General features: G+C 72.3%; 12 protein-coding genes and 1 pseudogene. 4 read left to right on the forward strand and 9 right to left on the reverse strand.

The window, feature by feature from the left end; translation table 11 throughout:
- Nucleotides 1–47: 47 nt before the first annotated feature.
- The 4 genes from JHN45_RS08920 to JHN45_RS08935 form a co-directional block, all read right to left on the reverse strand.
- Nucleotides 48–2,708 carry a DUF6493 family protein gene (locus JHN45_RS08920; RefSeq protein WP_201048615.1) on the reverse strand — a complete coding sequence of 887 codons (2,661 nt, stop codon included), beginning with the start codon at nucleotides 2,706–2,708 and terminating at the stop codon, nucleotides 48–50.
- Complete coding sequence (locus tag JHN45_RS08925; protein WP_201048616.1) at nucleotides 2,705–4,108, reverse strand: SWIM zinc finger family protein; 1,404 nt, start codon at nucleotides 4,106–4,108, stop codon at nucleotides 2,705–2,707. Before JHN45_RS08925 ends, JHN45_RS08920 begins: the two co-directional genes overlap by 4 nt.
- 141 nt (nucleotides 4,109–4,249) lie before the next feature.
- Entirely contained in the window at nucleotides 4,250–5,833 is a 1,584-nt protein-coding gene (locus tag JHN45_RS08930; protein WP_201048617.1) for an alkaline phosphatase, read from the reverse strand.
- 105 nt (nucleotides 5,834–5,938) lie between these two features.
- Nucleotides 5,939–7,396, reverse strand: a complete 1,458-nt coding sequence (locus tag JHN45_RS08935) for a PLP-dependent aminotransferase family protein (protein WP_201048618.1) — start codon at nucleotides 7,394–7,396, stop codon at nucleotides 5,939–5,941.
- Nucleotides 7,397–7,443: 47 nt separating this feature from the next.
- Here JHN45_RS08935 and JHN45_RS08940 point away from each other — a divergent pair.
- A pseudogene (locus tag JHN45_RS08940) lies at nucleotides 7,444–8,232 on the forward strand (DMT family transporter); the annotation flags it as partial.
- Nucleotides 8,233–8,325: 93 nt separating this feature from the next.
- Here the strand turns inward: JHN45_RS08940 and JHN45_RS08945 are convergent.
- Both JHN45_RS08945 and JHN45_RS08950 read right to left on the reverse strand, forming a co-directional pair.
- Nucleotides 8,326–9,156 carry an alpha/beta fold hydrolase gene (locus JHN45_RS08945; RefSeq protein ID WP_200711073.1) on the reverse strand — a complete coding sequence of 277 codons (831 nt, stop codon included), beginning with the start codon at nucleotides 9,154–9,156 and terminating at the stop codon, nucleotides 8,326–8,328.
- 110 nt (nucleotides 9,157–9,266) lie between these two features.
- A complete protein-coding gene (locus JHN45_RS08950; RefSeq protein WP_201048629.1) occupies nucleotides 9,267–9,920 on the reverse strand; it encodes an NADPH-dependent F420 reductase in 654 nt (217 codons plus the stop codon).
- A 111-nt stretch (nucleotides 9,921–10,031) separates the two neighbouring features.
- Here JHN45_RS08950 and JHN45_RS08955 point away from each other — a divergent pair, with 111 nt between their 5' ends.
- Both JHN45_RS08955 and JHN45_RS08960 read left to right on the forward strand, forming a co-directional pair.
- Nucleotides 10,032–10,916 carry an RNA polymerase sigma-70 factor gene (locus JHN45_RS08955; protein ID WP_201048619.1) on the forward strand — a complete coding sequence of 295 codons (885 nt, stop codon included), beginning with the start codon at nucleotides 10,032–10,034 and terminating at the stop codon, nucleotides 10,914–10,916.
- A gap of 239 nt (nucleotides 10,917–11,155) precedes the next feature.
- Nucleotides 11,156–11,917, forward strand: a complete 762-nt coding sequence (locus JHN45_RS08960; RefSeq protein ID WP_201048620.1) for a GntR family transcriptional regulator — start codon at nucleotides 11,156–11,158, stop codon at nucleotides 11,915–11,917.
- 181 nt (nucleotides 11,918–12,098) lie between these two features.
- On the opposite strand, the gene JHN45_RS08965 is transcribed toward JHN45_RS08960, so the two are convergent.
- The 3 genes from JHN45_RS08965 to JHN45_RS08975 form a co-directional block, all read right to left on the reverse strand.
- Nucleotides 12,099–13,253 (reverse strand): ROK family transcriptional regulator, encoded by a 1,155-nt coding sequence (locus JHN45_RS08965; protein ID WP_200711069.1) that lies wholly within the window; start codon nucleotides 13,251–13,253, stop codon nucleotides 12,099–12,101.
- Between the two features lie 99 nt (nucleotides 13,254–13,352).
- Entirely contained in the window at nucleotides 13,353–14,015 is a 663-nt protein-coding gene (locus JHN45_RS08970; protein WP_200711068.1) for a response regulator transcription factor, read from the reverse strand.
- Between the two features lie 14 nt (nucleotides 14,016–14,029).
- A complete protein-coding gene (locus JHN45_RS08975; protein ID WP_200711067.1) occupies nucleotides 14,030–15,184 on the reverse strand; it encodes a sensor histidine kinase in 1,155 nt (384 codons plus the stop codon).
- A 108-nt stretch (nucleotides 15,185–15,292) separates the two neighbouring features.
- Between JHN45_RS08975 and JHN45_RS08980 the strand changes: the two genes are divergently transcribed.
- On the forward strand, nucleotides 15,293–16,213 hold the full coding sequence (locus tag JHN45_RS08980) for an ABC transporter ATP-binding protein (protein WP_200711066.1): 921 nt from the start codon (nucleotides 15,293–15,295) through the stop codon (nucleotides 16,211–16,213).
- The last annotated feature ends 1 nt before the right edge of the window (nucleotide 16,214 follow it).

Consider the following 16,214-nt stretch of genomic DNA (forward strand, 5'->3'; position numbering starts at 1 on the left):
TCTTTTTGTGAGTCTGCTGCCCTGAAGGTCAGCCCCGGTGGCCTACGTCATGCGGCCACCTCCGCCACCAGCGTGCTGCGCAGCCGACGTGCCTGAGCGACCAGTCGAGAGGAGCCGGTGCGGTCCGCCGTCTGCGCCAGATGCGGCAGCTCGCCCCGCGCCCCGGACCGCTCCGCGCACTCGGCGGCCACGGCGAGCAGGTCCCCGAGCCCCCGCGCCGGCGCGGGCTTGATGTCGCCGTCCAGGTCGGCGAGCAGCGCGGTCAGGGTGTGGCGGAGGATCCCCCATATGCTCGTGTTCGCCCCGGTGGCGGCCGCCGTCCGCATCGACTCGGCGAGCCGAGAGGACTTCACCGCCCCGCTCCGCACCAACTGCCCGAGGTCCGTGCCCAGCCGGTCCCCGTCCAGCTGTCCCCGCGCCGCGAGCACCAGCAACGCGTCCACCGCGGCGAGCCGGTCCTCGGGGTGTCGCGCGCCGAGCCCGTACGCCAGACACAGGTGCGTCGCCTCACCGGATGCGCCGCCGGACTCGGCCAGCGCCGGGAGTACGCCGGCCGCGCCCCGGGCGTCGTCCACGGCCGCGGTGGACACCTCCCGCACGATCCGCACCGCCACCAGCTCGCGCAGCTCGGGGAGTATCGCGAGCCAGTGCTGCTGCATGTTCCGGTTCCAGTGGTAGCAGTGCCAGCGCTCGCCGTAGACCGTCGTAGGCTGCCCCAGCTCCCGATACCCCGCCGGGAAGTCGGCCTGCAGCGACACGAGTTCACCGAATTCGAGCTGGACGCGGGCACCGGTGGACCGTCGTCGACTGGTGGGCAGCACGGGTTCCCCGGACGACAGCCATCGGGCGAGCCGGACGCCCTCGGCCGTACCGAGCGCCGCCGCGCGCTCGGCTGCCGCCGCTGCCGCCGCCAGGTCCGTCCGGCGCACCCGCAGGAGCGCCTGTGCGAAGTCCGCCGTCGAGACCCGCGCGCCCAGACGCCGATAGGTGTCGAGCCTGTCCACCAGCTCGTCCGGCTCCAGCAGGCCGGTACTCCAGCTGGGCGTCGACAGCAGGAACGGCAGCGGCTCCGCGCGGATGCGGTACGCCACCTCCCAAATGCGCGCCTCGAAGGCACTGGACAGCGGGCTGTGTCCGCACGACGGGGACCGGGAGCCGTGCTGGACGACGCCGTGGAGTGTGGCGGTGTGCACTTTGCCCCGGAGAGTGGCCAGCAGGAGGTCGAGGCTCTCCGCCACGCTGTTGAATCCGTGATGATTCTTGCTGAAGCGGTTGTCCACACGGACGTTGTCCGGATCGGAGCTGTCCCACCAGAGGCGCGCGCACACCGGCCCCAATGCCTCCACCAGGGCGTCCCGGTCCTGGTACGCATGGCGGACGAGTCCGTCCAACGCGCGCTCGAAAGCCGTCACATCGCCGTCGGACGCCAGCAACGCCCCTACTTCCTCGGAGAGTTCGACCGCAGACTCCGGAGCCGGCGCCAGGCGGACCGGCATCGGAGGCGGCGGAAGCACCTCCTCGTGGACTGCCGCCGCCGCTGCGACCGGCGCCGCCCCCAGCGACTCGACCGCACGCGCACGCAGCGCCGGGACCAACTGGTCGGCCGCCGCCGCGAGTTCGGCCCGCACCTCGGGGGAGCCGACCTTCTTGAGGTGCCGCTCGACCAGTTTCAGCGCCCGCTCCTGCACTTCCGTGTCCTGGTGCCCGAAGGCGACGGCGACGGCGGGCAGCACCTCGGCGGCGGCCGACGCGTCCCGTGCCAGCACCTTTCCCAGCAGCACGAGTTGCGCCCGGACGAGCTTCTTCTCGGACCTGAACAGCACCGCGTCCGACATCTCCGTCAGCCGACGCGGCGTCAACTCCCCGTCCAGGGCCAGGGATCCGAGCACCGCCTGCGCGTGCGAGGCCACCGTGGGCACCGCGTCCGAGGCCAGGGCCAGCCAGTCGGCGATGTGCTCCCGCTCCTCCTCGCGGTTGAGGGCGAGCCCCTTCAGCACGCGCAGGAACGCCCGGTGATCGACAGTCGAACCGCCCCGCAGCAGCCGGGCCACACAGGCGTCCACCGTCCGCTTCCGGTCCAGGGCGCCTTCGACGGTGAGCCGGGCGATCGCGTCCACCCAGCCGTCCAGATTCTCCGCCGAGGACCACTCCATGGGACCGGCGACGTCGTTCGTCTCGAAGAGCGCGGCCATCAGCTCCGCGAGGTGGGGATCCCTGCGCAGCCGGTCGAACAGGGTGTCCCCGCGCTGCCACAGCTGACCGGTGTGCGCCACCCAGGCCTGCACATAGGTCTCCGTAGTCGGCACCGGACAACCGGAGAGCCGGACCAGACCGGCCATCAGCTCGTACGACACACCTGCGGAGGCCGGACGCCCGGCGAGGCGGTGCGTCACATCGGCCAGCCAGGAGGCGTCGCGGTCGCCCAGGACGTGGATCAACAGCGCCGCCGACGACTGCGACCAGCGCATGTCGCTGCCGGCGATCCAGCTCACCGAGGCGGCCGCTCCCGTCTCACAGGCGGCACCGGTCGCGTGCAGCGTGGGATAGGCGTGGCGGGACGGATGCCCCCACGGTGCCGTGCGCAGTTCCTTGCGGAGATCCTTCAACTCCGGCAGGAACGCCCGGCGTTCGGTATCCGTGAGCCCGTCGAGCAACCCGACCACCTCGGCGGTCCGCCCCGCCCGCACCGCTTCCATCAGCGCACTCATCGCACACCCCCGTCGACCCGCACCGTGTCCCGCTCCACCGCGGCGCCCCGCCGCACCATCCGTACCGCCAGCGCGTGCTTGCACGGCCCGCGCCCGCCCCGGTACTTCGCCCACCACACACAGCTGCAACTCAGCACCCCCGCCTCGTCCCGCACCCGGTGCACATGACCGTCCTCGGCGGTCACCGTGCCGATCGCGCCCTCCAGCCGCACCGCGCCCGCGGCCACCAGCGCGAGAGCCGAGCGCAGCCGCGGGTTGTGACGCTCCACGCGCTGTGCGTCGTACGGCAGTTCACGGTGGAAGTAGGCCGCCTCCGCCGTGTCGTACCCGACGCGCCCGGAAGTGCCCAGGCGGATCAGCGCGGCGCGGACCCGCTCGGGGGTGAGCCCCGAGGAGGCGGCCAGGTCGGCGACGTCGATACGGGGCTCCCAGGCCAGCAGCACGGCGATCAACTCGGCGTCCTCTCCGGCCTCGTCGGTCGCGAGCGCGTCCAGGACGCCGCCCTCGCCGGAGAAGCCGCGCGACGCGTCCGGCGACAGCGTGAGGGTCAGCCGCATCCCCGGCAGGACGGCTTCCCACGCACTGGCGGTGGCGGGGGCGCCGACGACGGAGGGGCCGTAGATCCGCAGGGCCGTCGCGTGGCGCAGGACCCGCTGGAGGGCCATCAGCCGCTCCGGGCCCGGCAGGCACACCGCGCCCGGGACGGGGCGGGTGGTGGGGCGCAGGCCGCGGCCCGCCGGTACGACCCAGCGGGGGCCGCTCGTGGTGCCGCGCGCGCCGGCCTTCGGGAGCGAGCGCAGGAACCGGACCGCCTCCGCCGCGGGCAGTTCGGCCCGCAGGTCGAAGCCTGCCGCTATCACCTGGGCCTCCGCGAAGCCGCGCAGCCACCGGTCCGGGAGCGGCACCTTCTTCTCGAGCACCGGGCCGTCCAGCGTGGTCACGGTCAACTCCTCGGGGCCGACCCGCAGATGGAGCGGATCGTCCGAGCCGATCCGGGACAGGGCCTCGCGCAGGGGGTTGTTGACGTCGACGTTCGTCGTGCCGTGTCCGACCTCGCCGCCGTCGAGACCGGGGCCGAGGACGTCCAGTCGCGCGTACACCCCGCCGCAGCCGGAGAAGGACTCGAAGCGCAGCCGGTCACCGCCCGCCGTCACCACCGGGTCGAGCGAGGCGGCCAGTTGGCGCTGGTAGTACCGCGCGCCCGCAACGTCGGCCACCGCGAGCAGCGCCGCCGAGGCCACCTGAGGCGAGGTCAGGAAGCCCGCGAAGAAGCGCGGATGGTCGGTGACACCCGAAGGAGTCGCGCCCTGTGAGGTCTCCAGCCCGAGGCGCCGTCCACCCTCCGACGACTCCAGCGCGGAGGGTCGGCGATAGGTCACGGCCTGCAAAGATCGCGTCATGGAAAAACCGTAGAGGCCGCCACTGACAATCGCCCTGACCTGCGAAAACGCGAGTTTGGGCGCGGATGTTGGCACGCCGCGAAACGCACCGCGCACCGGGGGATGACGCCGGTGCGCGGTACAGGTCCGAGGGTAGTGGAGTTACTGGCCGACCCGTCCCGGCTGCAGGGTCTGCGTGAACAGCACGGTGCCGTCCGACTCGCGCAGACGCACCGTCAGTTCCCCGCTGTGGCCGTCGATGTCGACCTCGCCGAAGAACTGGTAGCCCTCGGCCGGCGACACGTTCGCCACGGTCGGGGCCTTCACGAACACCCGCTCGGGGCCGAAGGTGTTGTCGAGGTCGTTGGCCGGGAAGGCGCCCGCGTTCAGCGGGCCGGAGACGAACTCCCAGAACGGCTCGAAGTCGGTGAAAGCGGCCCGCGAGGGCTGGTAGTGCTGGGCGGAGGTGTGGTGCACGTCCGCTGTCAGCCACACGGTGCCGGTGATCCGCCGGTGCTTGATGTACCGCAGCAACTCGGCGATCTGCAGCTCACGGCCCAGCGGCGCGCCCGGGTCTCCCTGCGCGACCGCCTCGATGTTCGCCTTGCCCTCGGTGGCGTCGGGCACGACCAGGCCGAGCGGCATGTCGGCGGCGATCACCTTCCACACCGCCCGCGACCGCGACAACTCCTGCTTGAGCCAATCCAGTTGCTCACGGCCGAGGATGCCCTGCGGGTCCACGGTCTGGTTGTCGGGTGAGTTGGCGTTGCGGTAGGTCCGCATGTCCAGGACGAACACGTCGAGCAGCGGACCGTGCCGCATCACACGCTGCACCCGGCCCTCCTTCGCGCCCGGCCGCAGAGTCGAGACCGGGAAGTACTCGCTGAACGCGCGCCGGGCGCGCACCGCCAGGGTGTCGACGCTCTTCTCCGTGTAGCGGGTGTCGGTGGCGGCGATCACCTCGCCCGGGTACCAGTTGTTGCGGACCTCGTGGTCGTCCCACTGGATGATCGACGGGACCTGGGCGTTGAACCGTTTGAGGTTCTCGTCGAGCAGGTTGTAGCGGAAGTTGCCGCGGAACTCGGCCAGGGTCTCGGCGACCTTGGACTTCTCCTCCGTGGTGACGTTCCGGTACAGGCTGCCGTCGGGCAGGGCCTGGGTCGCCGTGATCGGACCGTCGGCGTAGATGTTGTCGCCGCTGCACACGAAGAAGTCCGGGTCCAGCTTGGCCATCGCGTCGTAGATGCGGTAGCCGCCGAGGTCCGGGTTGATGCCCCAGCCCTGGCCCGCCAGGTCACCGGACCACAGGAAGCGCACCCCGCGCCGCCCGGTCGGCACCGTACGGAACGTGCCGGTGACCGGCTCTCCGGTGCGGCGCGGGTCGTCGGGGTCGGCGAGCAGGACCCGGTAGTGGATCTGCTGCCCCGAGGGCAGTCCGCGCAGCCGGGTGGTGCCGGTGAAGTCGGTGCCCGGGCCGAGCAGCGGACCGTGCCAGCGGTGCGGGTTGCGGAACGACTCGGTGGCCGAGGTCTCCACGATCATCCGGGCCGGACGGTCCGAACGCACCCACACCAGACCGGAGTCGGAGGTCACGTCCCCCGCCTGCACACCCCAGCCCGCCTTCGGACGTCCGGACAGGGCGAAGGCCGGCGCGGCGCCGAGGGCGGCGGGCACGGTCAGGGCCGCCGACGCGGCCAGGGTGCCGCGCAGGACGCTGCGGCGGGCGGGGAACGGACGATGCGACATGGGGTTGCGCCTCCACGGACGGGATGCGGTCAGGGTGCACCGTCACAACTACTGGTGCGCCGCAGCGCGCACGGAAACCACGGGTGAACAACGGAACGCGTGACATCAGAGGCCGTCCGGTGGCCGGGTGTCGGCCATCAGACGTACACCCGCGCGGATCCGCCCCGGTGACAGATGCGCGTACCCGAGGACCAGCCGTACGACCGCGTCGCCCGCACGCGCGTGCGCGTAGGCGGTGAGCGGGCGCACCGCGACACCGGCGGAGGCCGCCCGCTCCAGGAAGTCGTCCTGGGGGCCGTACTTCTCCGGGAGTTCGGCGATGACGTGCAACCCCGCTGCGATCCCGGTGACCGCGGCTCCGGGGAAATGCTCCTCCAGGGCGGCGACCAGGGTGTCACGCCGCTGGCGGTAGGCCCGCTGGCAGCGGCGCAACTGCCGGTCGTAGTCGCCGCGTTCCAGGAAGCGGGCGAACAGCGCCTGGTCGAGGGTCGGGTGGCCGAGATCCATGGTCCGCTTACGCTCCACGACCTCGTCCGCCAGGGACTCGGGCACCAGCAGCCAGCCGAGCCGCAGCCCCGGGGCGAGCGATTTGCTGACCGAGCCCGCGTAGGCGACATGCTCAGGGTCGAGGCCCTGGAGGGCGCCCACGGGGGCGCGGTCGTAGCGGAAGTCGCCGTCGTAGTCGTCCTCGAAGACCAGGCCGTCCACCGACCGTGCCCAGTCGAGGAGTTGGGCCCGTCGCCGCGCGGAGTAGGCGATGCCCGTGGGGAACTGGTGGGCGGGCGTCGCCACCACGGCCCGCACGCCGGACGTCCGCAGCGGCCCGATGGCCAGGCCCTCGTCGTCCATGGGCAGCGGTACGGCGGCGACGCCCGCCGACGCGTACAGGGCGTCGTGCTGGGGGCTGCCGGGGTCCTCGACGCCGACGGTGCGCATCCCGCGCGCGTGGAGCACGAATCCGAGCAGCGCCGTCGCCTGTGCCACTCCGGAGACCACGATCAGCCGCTCCGGATCGGCGACCACACCCCTGCGGCGCGCCAGCAGTTCCGCGAGCGCGGTACGCAACCGGGGCAGCCCGCGCGGATCGGGATACCCGAGCAGGTCGTGCGGCGACTCCGCCAGCACACCGCGCTGCGCGGCGGCCCAGGCGGCACGCGGGAACAGCGACAGGTCGGGTGTGCCGGGTACGAAGTCGACGCGGGCGCCGGGGGAGCGCGGTGCGAGGTCACGCGCGCGTGGCCGTGCCGCCCGCACGGCGCCGCCCACCCAGGTGCCCGCACCCCGGCCACTGCGCAGATACCCCTCCGCCGTCAACTGCTCGTACGCCTCCGTGACCAGGCCCCGCGACACCCCGAGGTCGGCCGCCAGGTCCCGGCTCGACGGCAAGCGCGTGCCCGGCGCCAGCCGCCCCGAGCGCACCGCCTCGCGCAACGCGGCCTGAAGCGAACGGCCACGCGTGCGTGCCGGTGCCGAGACGGCTGGCAGCAGCAACTCCCACGCGGCTGAACCCGTCAGGCCCTCCGGATCGGCCGGCCCCTCCGGATTGGTCCGCGATGACGTCATGGAAGTGGACCTTAAACCGGACCGTCACGCTCCCTAGCGTCGCCGCCATGACCACGACCGCCGCCCGCGGCGCCCCGCTCGCCGCCTTCGCCTGCGTCCTCGTCGGCGCGTCCTTCACCGCCAACAGCGTCCTCGGCCACTACCCGTACGCGGGCGGCCAGTTCCTGCGCTACGGCCTCGCCTGCCTCCTGCTGCTCCCCTTCACCGGCAAGGACGCGACAGCCCGGCTGCGGGCGCTCACGCCACGTCAATGGGCCCGGCTCGCACTCATCGCGGCCATCGGCATGGTCGGCTTCAACCTGGCCGTCATCGCCGCCGAACACAGCGCCGAACCGGCCGTCCCGGGCGTCTTCGTGGGCTGCGCACCCGTGGTCGTCGCGACCCTCGTCCCACTCCTGGAGGGACGCCGTCCGCGCAGGATCGTGCTCTACGGGGCGTCGCTCGTCGCCGTCGGCGCGTTCACCGTCCAGGGGTGGGGACGTACGGACGCCGCCGGAATCGCCTTCTCCGGGTGCGCACTTGCGGGAGAGGTGGGCTTCGCGGTGCTCGCGGTGCCCGTGGTGCGCCCCCTGGGACCACGGTTGTTGTCGGCCACGGTGTGCGGTGCGGCCGCGATCGAGGCGGCTACGGCAGGGCTGTTCCTCGACGGGAGCGCATGGCTGCGGCGCCCCGGCGCCACCGAGGCCGCCGCGCTGCTGTGGCAGGCGGCGGTCGTCACGGTCGTCGGTTTCGTGTGCTGGTACATGGGCCTGCAGCGGATCGGCGCGGAGCGCGCCACGCTCTTCTCCGGCCTCATCCCGGTCGCGGCGGCCGGAACCGCGCCGCTCGTCGGAACGGGCGCCTACGGGGCCGCCCAGGCCGTCGGCAGCGCCCTCGTCGGCGCCGGAGTGGCCCTGGGATCAGGTGCGTGGACGCGGTTCCCGCGCCGGTCAGCGGCTGCCGTCGAGGATGACGCGCGCGACCAGCGCCGGGTCGTCGCTCATCGGGCAGTGCCCGCAGCCGGGCAGCCGTACGAGCCGCGCCCGGGGGATCAGGTGCTTGGCCCGGACGCCCTGGCGGCGCAGCAGCAGCCGGTCCTGGGTGCCCCAGGCCACGGTGACCGGCAGGCCGGGGAGGTCGTCGGTGAACTGGACGGTCGTACCGGCCCGGAGGGTGTCGTCGAACCCGGGGGCGTTGACCAGCGCGAGCGTCTCGGCGACCACGGCCTCGGGTGAACGGCGGCCGGGGCGGGCGTAGATGGTGCTCGTCAGGGCGGTGCGGCCGGCCACCGTGCGCGACAGCCGCTCGACCATGGGGAGCGGCATCCGCCGGGCGATCTGCCGCATGGTGAGCAACACCCCGAAGGCGTAGCGGCGCTCGGCCTCGGACCAGAACCCGGCCGGCGAGAGGGCGGTGACGGACCGTACGACCTTCTCGCGGCCCAGCTCCAGGGCCAGGAGACCGCCGAGCGAGTTGCCCGCGATGTGCGGACGGTCGAGCCCCAGTGCCTCGCAGAACGCGCTGAAGACGGCGGCCGTCGTGGACAGGTCGTACGCCAGCCCCTCGGGCAGCGCGGGGGAGGCACCGAACCCGGGGAGGTCCACGGCGATCACGTCCCGCTCGGTCGCCAGGATGTCCACCACCGGGTCCCAGGCCTGCCGGTGATGACCGATGCCGTGCAACAGGAGCAGCGGCTCACCGCTGCCCACGCGCGCGTACGACAGGGTCACGGTCCGCGGGCCGTGCGGAGAGGGGACCGGGAAGGAGACGGTGGCGGACATGGGGATGCTCCTCGTCTGGACTCGCTGACAGACGCCGTACAGGCCGTGTAGACAGCTTGTCAGCAAAAGCTACCGACCGGTAGCCCCCATTGCCAGGGACCTCGTGGACCTCAACGCGCGCTGCGCACCTCAAGGTTGAACTCGCCGTGTCCGAGGGTCCGGAACAGGTTCACCCACAGCGGCAGCATCATCTCCACGGCGCGCGCCGACTCGATGCCGCCCAGGTCCAGCACCCGGTGCGCGGGCCAGCCGAACTCCCCGAGCAGGCCCGTCACCCGCGCCTTGGCCTCCGCGTCCTCGCCGCACACGAACACCTGGTGCTCGCCCGGCACGAGCGAAGGGTCCACCATCACCTGGCAGTTGACCGTGTTGAGGGACTTCACCACACGCGCGTGCGGGAAGGCACGCTGGATCTGCTCACCCACACTGTCCGACTCCACCGGCGACAGCTTGAGCCGGCCGTCCTCGAACGCCAGGGGATTGGACACATCGAGGACGACCTTGCCGTCGAGATGCTCCGCCCCGGCCGCCTCCAGCGCGGCGAGCGCCACCCGGCCGCCCACCGCGTTCACGATCACCTCGCCCGCCGCGGCGGCCTCCGCGAACGTACCGGCACCCGCTCCGGCACCCGCGCTCTCGGCCCACTTCACGGCGGCCGGATTGTCCTTCGTGCGCGAGCCCAGGGTCACCTGGTGCCCCAACTCGACCAACTTGCCGCCCAGGGCCTGGCCGACCTCGCCCGTACCCAGCACCGCGTACCGCATCGCCACCTCCGGAAAGGGGCCGCCGGACGCCCGTCGGCCCGTGGTCAATTCTGCTCCGGGACACACGTTTTTCTCCTGGACAGGGCCGCACGCGTCGCATGGGATAGGACCGTGACCACCGACACGCCGACCGACGTCTTCGAAGACCACCGCCCCGTCCTCATGGGCGTCGCCTACCGCATGCTCGGGCGGGTGGCCGACGCCGAGGACGTCGTCCAGGAGGCCTGGCTGCGCTGGTCCGGAGCCGACCACCGCGCGGTCCGCGAACCGCGCGCCTACCTGGTGCGCGTCACCACCCGCCTCGCGATCGACCGACTGCGCCAGATCAAGGCGCGCGGCGAGACCTACGTCGGCCCCTGGCTGCCCGAGCCGTACGTCACCGACTTCGGGGACGCCGTCCCGGACGCCGCCGAACGGGCCGTCCTCGCCGACTCCGTGTCCCTCGCCGTCCTCGTCGTCCTGGAGTCGCTGTCGCCGCTGGAGCGCGCCGTGTTCGTCCTCAGGGAGGCCTTCGGCTACCTGTACGCCGACATTGCGGCCATGCTGGACCGCGGTGAGCCCGCCGTGCGCCAACTCGCCGGACGGGCCCGCAAGCACGTCGACGAAGGACGCCCGCGCTACGACGTCGACCCGGCCCAACGCCGCGATCTGACCGAGCGGTTCCTCGCCGCGGCGGCGGAGGGCGACCTGGCGGGCCTGATGGAGCTGCTCGCACCGGACGTCCGACTGGTGGGCGACAGCGGCGGCAAGACCAAGGCGCCGCTGCGGATCCTGGAGACTGCGGACAATGTGGGCCGCTTCCTGATCGCCGTCGCGGGCAAGGGCATCCCGGACCTCTCGTTCCGCTTCCTTGAGCTGAACGGCGGTCCCGCGGTGCTGATCCTTTCGGGTGACAAGCCCGACAGCGTCTTCCAGGTGGACGTATCCGCCGGACGCATCCGGTCCGTGTATATCGTCCGCAACCCCGACAAGCTCCGCTCGCTGGCTTCCGCTTAGCCGAGCCACGGACAGGGCCCCCGTTTCGCGACGGGGGCTTTGCCGTCGTGTCACGAAACGCGCCCTTTACGAACGCCCTGTGAACGCTCCATGGCAACCGCTCTCTGTGTTGCCTGTGGGATCGAGGATTGGTCTTGACCAAGGGTGTGGGCCGTCCTATGGTCACTGATAAGTGAAACAACCTTTAATAAACAAGGGCGCTAAAACGCGGCCGGACCACGGCGATTGCGGAGGACAGGGTGGGGACCACGCAGTTGGAATCGGTGCCGGAGCCGAAGTACTGGCATCTCAAGACAGTGCTGAGTGAGGCACTGGACTCCGAGTTCTCCGTGGGCGAGATCCTGCCCAACGAGCGAGACCTGGCAGCCCGCTTCGGCGTTGCCCGGGCCACACTCCGGCAGGCTCTGGAACAACTCGAACTCGAAGGCCGGCTGCAGCGCCGCCGCGGCGTCGGCACGACCGTCGCGCCGCCGCGCATGGGCGTCGCCGTCGGCACCGAACAGCACGCCTGGCCAGGCGCGGCGGAGGACGCCTGGCAGTCCGTCGACTGCGTCCTGGCGGCTCCGCCGGCGGCCGTGACCGACGTCCTGGAGACCGCTTCCGGCGAACTGGTGCACACCGTGCGGCGCTCCCGGGTGAGCCACGGCCAGCCGGTCGCCGCCGAGCTGCTCTACATCCCGGAGTCGTCGGTGCCCGACCTCTCCGCGATAGACGCTCCGTCCGCGGCGGCACGCGCGCGTGCGGTGCTGCGCGAGTTGCAGCGCCTCGAACTGGAGGGCCAGGACCGCGCCGTCGAGCTCGGCTCGGCCCGCGCGGACGACGCCAAGGAGCTGGACCGCCTCCCCGGGGCACCGGTTCTCGTCGTCACGACCCGCTTCTTCGCCGAGGGCCGCACCGCCGCGGTCTCCGTAGCGACCTACCGCGCGGACACCTGCCGCCTGACCTTCGCCGACTCCGGAGGCGTAGAAATACACCACGGCCCGGAACGCCAGGCTTCCTGACGGCAGTCACAGCTCGCCCGCCGCGCCCCGGAACTCCACCGGGGCGCGACGCGTTTTCCTCTCAACGCCGGGGACGGCAGCGCCCCTTCAGGGGCGCGGGGCTGTGTCGATTTGCGGCTCCGCCGCGTGGGCGCGCCCAGCCACAACGCCGCCGCACCCGAAACGCAACCCCACCGCCAAGCTAGCGCCGCGTCACCGTACCCTCGACCGCGAACAGTTGCTCCTCGACATGATCGAGAGCGAGCCGCAACGCCCCCGTAGCCGCAGCCGCCTCGCCGAGCAACGACAGGGCCACCTTGGGCGGACGCAGGCAATACCGCGCCAACTCCCGCCGCAGCGGCTCCAGTACGCCGTCCAGACCGGCCGCCCAGCCGCCCACGACGACCAGTTCCGGATCAAGGGCGAGGACGAGCGCGGCGACATCGTGCACCAGACGCTGTATGAAGCGGTCGACGGCCGCGCGGGCCCGCAGGTCGCCGTCGCGGGCCAGTGCGAAGACCTGGGCGACCGCCTGTTCGTCCAGGGGGTGCAGTGGTTCGTCCGTCGTGGACAGCAGCGTCTCCGGAGTCACGTCCCGGCCCAGCAGATGCAGCGCGCCGATCTCACCGGCCGCCCCGCGATATCCCCGGTGCAGCCGTCCTCCGATCAGCGAACCGGCGCCCGGGCTCAGCCCCGCCAGCACCATCACCATGTCGTCGGACTCGGTCGCGGCGCCCTTCCAGTGCTCGGCGACCGCCGCCGCGTTCGCGTCGTTCTCGACCAGGACAGGGCACTTGAAGGAGCGGCTCAGCCGCTCGCCCAGGTGCAGTCCCGTCCACTGGGGCAGCGCGGTGCCCAGCCGTACCGTGCCGTCCGCCTCGACGATGCCCGGTGTGGCGACCCCGACCGCCCGCAGCGAGCCGCGTGCCACTCCGGCCCGGCGCAGCAGCTCGGCGACCGCCGTGCGCAGCCGTTCCAGACGCTCGTCCGCCGACGCCGTCTCGTCGACGTCCTTGGCGATCGCGCCGAGCACCCGGCCGTCCAGGTCGGCGAGAAGCACGGCGACACGATGTGCGCCGATCTCCAGGCCCAGCAGATGCCCGGCCTCGGCCCGGAACCTGAACCGCCGCGCGGGCCGCCCCTGGCGCCGTACAACGCTCTCGTCGGCCGCCTTCTCGACGACGAGCCCGGCCTCGATCAGTCCCTCGACGACGCCCTCGACGGTCGGCCGGGACAGACCGGTCACCCGGGTGATCTCCGTCAGCGTGGCGCAGTCCGTGGCACGCAACGCGTGCAGCACCACCGCGGAGTTGATCCTCCGCAGCAGCGAGGGGTCCCCGCCGGTCAGCCCCGCCAAGGTCTGTCCTCCCAGCTCGTGCGCGTGTTGGGCGGATCGTACTCGGCGCGGCGGACCCCGGCGAGTGCCGGGCGCCACGGACTCACGAACCCCACCGGATCATCCGGGCGCCACGAACCCCGACTCGTACGCCGCGATCACCGCCTGGGTCCGGTCCCGCGCCCCCAACTTCGCCAGTACGGCGCTCACATGCGACTTCACCGTCTCGGTGCCGACGACCAGCCGGGCGGCGATCTCCGCGTTGGACAATCCCCTGGCCATCAGCCGCAGCACCTCCGCCTCGCGCTCGGTCAGCCGGGCCCGCTCCAGCACCGCGCGCGCCGCCCGGTTCCCGCCGCCGTCGCCGTACTCCGCCGCCAACTGCCTTACGGAGGCCGGGAACAGCAGCGACTCGCCCTCGGCCACCAGTCGCACCGCGTGCACGATCTCGGCCGGCCGGGCCCGCTTCAGCAGGAACCCGTCCGCGCCGGCCCGCAGCGCCTCGTACACGTACTCGTCGTTCTCGAAGGTCGTGATGACCAGGATCTTCGGCGGGTCCTCGATCGTGCGCAGCACCGCGCGCGTGGCCTCGATGCCGTCCAGGAGCGGCATCCGCACGTCCATGGCGACCACGTCGGGCCGCAGCTGCCGCACCAGCGGGATCACCGCGGCGCCGTCGGCGGCCTCCCCGACCACCTCGATGTCCGGCTGCGCCTCCAGCACGGCCCGCAGGCCCGCGCGTACGAGGGGTTCGTCATCGACCAGGAGAACGGTGACCGGCATCCGGCCACCCTAGATCAGCTCAGCGGCAGCTCCGCATGCACCTGCCAGTCGCCCTCGTCGGGCCCCGTGTACGCCCGGCCTCCGAGCAGCGCGGCCCGCTCGCGTATGCCCCGCAGCCCACTGCCCCTGCCCGGCCCGGATATCGCCGCCGTCAGCGGATTGCGCACCTCCAGATGGAGCGTGCCGTCCGCGACCTGAATACGGACCCGGACGGGTACCGACCCCGCGTGCCGCAGCACATTCGTCAGCGCCTCCTGAAGAATCCGGTACCCCTCCCGGGAGACCGGTCCCGGCACCGTCTCCAACGGCCCGGTCACCTCCGCGTCGACCTTCGCCCCGGACGCCCGCGCGGACTCCCACAGCCGATCGGCGTCCACCAGCGTCGGCCGACTGCTCACCGGCCGCTCCGCCTCACGCAGTACGCCCAACACCCGCTCCAGATCCTCCAGCGCGGCCCGGCCGGTCTCCTCGATGGCACCCAGCGCCCGCTCGGTGAACTCCGGGTCACCCGCCGCACGGGCGGCACCCGCCTGCACCACCGCCACCGTCAACGCGTGCCCGATGGAGTCGTGCAACTCCCGCGCGATGCGATTGCGCTCCAGCAACTGCTCGGTGCGCTCCTCCAGGGCGGCGAGCTGCTCCGCGCGCGAGGGACCGAGCAACACGCGGGCCGTCGACGTGGCCAGCTTGCCGAGGCCGACGACGGCGCCGTACAACGCGATCACGGGGAGCGGTGCCAGCCAGGCGTACCACCCGCTCGGTGACGCCTCCTCGAGGACCCAGACGTCGTCGGGCACGCGCCCGCGTGCGGTCTCGATCAGCTGGAAGGAGATGACCGGGCACCAGACGCAGGCGAACGTGGTCACCCAGCCCAGCGCCATCCGGGCCTCCAGCCACAACACGGTCCGGCCCCGGTCCCGCCAGGTCGCCGAGGGTGCCACGGAGATCCCCGAGTTCTCCTTGCCCGGCGTCAGCAGCAGCTGCGCCTGCACCCCCTCGCCGATCCGCACGGCCGGGATCAGACCGACCGGGATCAGCATGAGCGCGGGTGCGTACGGAGTCTCCGGGCTGATGAAGATCCACACGCTGGTGATCAGCATCGGCACCCAGAGGTGCAGCAGACGCGTGTACGTCGTCCCCCGGAGCAGCGGGCGCAGGAAGCGGGCCATTCCGACATCGTGACAGCCGGCACCGACAATCGGCCTCCCCCGGGCGGGGGAGACGATCTCCACCGACGGGGGAGGCCCCAACTCCCTTGAACGGCCAGGCTGTTGGTCATGACCAGCATCGACGTACGAGACCTCACCAAGGAGTTCGGCACCCGACGGGCCGTGGACCATGTCACCTTCGGCGTCCGTCCCGGCAAGGTGACCGGCTTTCTCGGTCCCAACGGCGCCGGAAAGTCCACCACCATGCGCCTCGTCCTCGGCCTCGACCGGCCCACCTCCGGAACCGCCACCGTCGGAGGCCGCCCCTACGCCGAACTCACCGAGCCCCTGCGCCATGTGGGCGCCCTGCTCGACGCCCAGGCCGCCCACGGCTCCCGCACCGGCCGCGACCACCTGCGTGCCCTCGCCGCGAGCAACCGCATCCCGGCCGCCCGGGTCGACGCGGTACTGGAGGAGACGGGACTCGCGTCGGTCGCGCGACGCCGAGTGAAGACGTACTCCCTGGGCATGCGGCAGCGGCTGGGCATCGCGGGTGCCCTCCTGGGTGATCCCGAAGTCATCCTGCTGGATGAGCCGTCGAACGGCCTCGATCCCGAAGGCATCGTCTGGATCCGGGAGTTGCTGCGCCGGCTGGCGGCGGAGGGCCGCACGGTCCTGGTCTCCAGCCACCTCATGAACGAGACCGCCTCCTTCGCCGACCACCTGGTCGTCCTCGGCCGCGGCCGACTCCTCGCCGACACGCCCATGCGGGACTTCATCGACGCGCGCGTGCAGCCCCACGTACTCATCCGTACGACGGACGCCGGTGCGCTCAAGGCAGCGCTCGCCGGGCACGGTCACGACGCCGTGGAGCAGGAGGACGGGCACTGGACCGTGGCGCACGCACGCGTGGACGAGATCGGCACCCTGTTGTCGGCGGCGGGTGTACCGATCCTCGAACTGACCCCTGCGGAGGGCACGTTGGAACAGGCCTATTTCGATCTGACCGCCACCGAGACCGAGTTCACCGCATCCCACCAGGAGGCCTGAC

Source organism: Streptomyces sp. MBT53 (genome assembly GCF_016654115.1).
Taxonomy (GTDB): Bacteria; Actinomycetota; Actinomycetes; order Streptomycetales; family Streptomycetaceae; genus Streptomyces.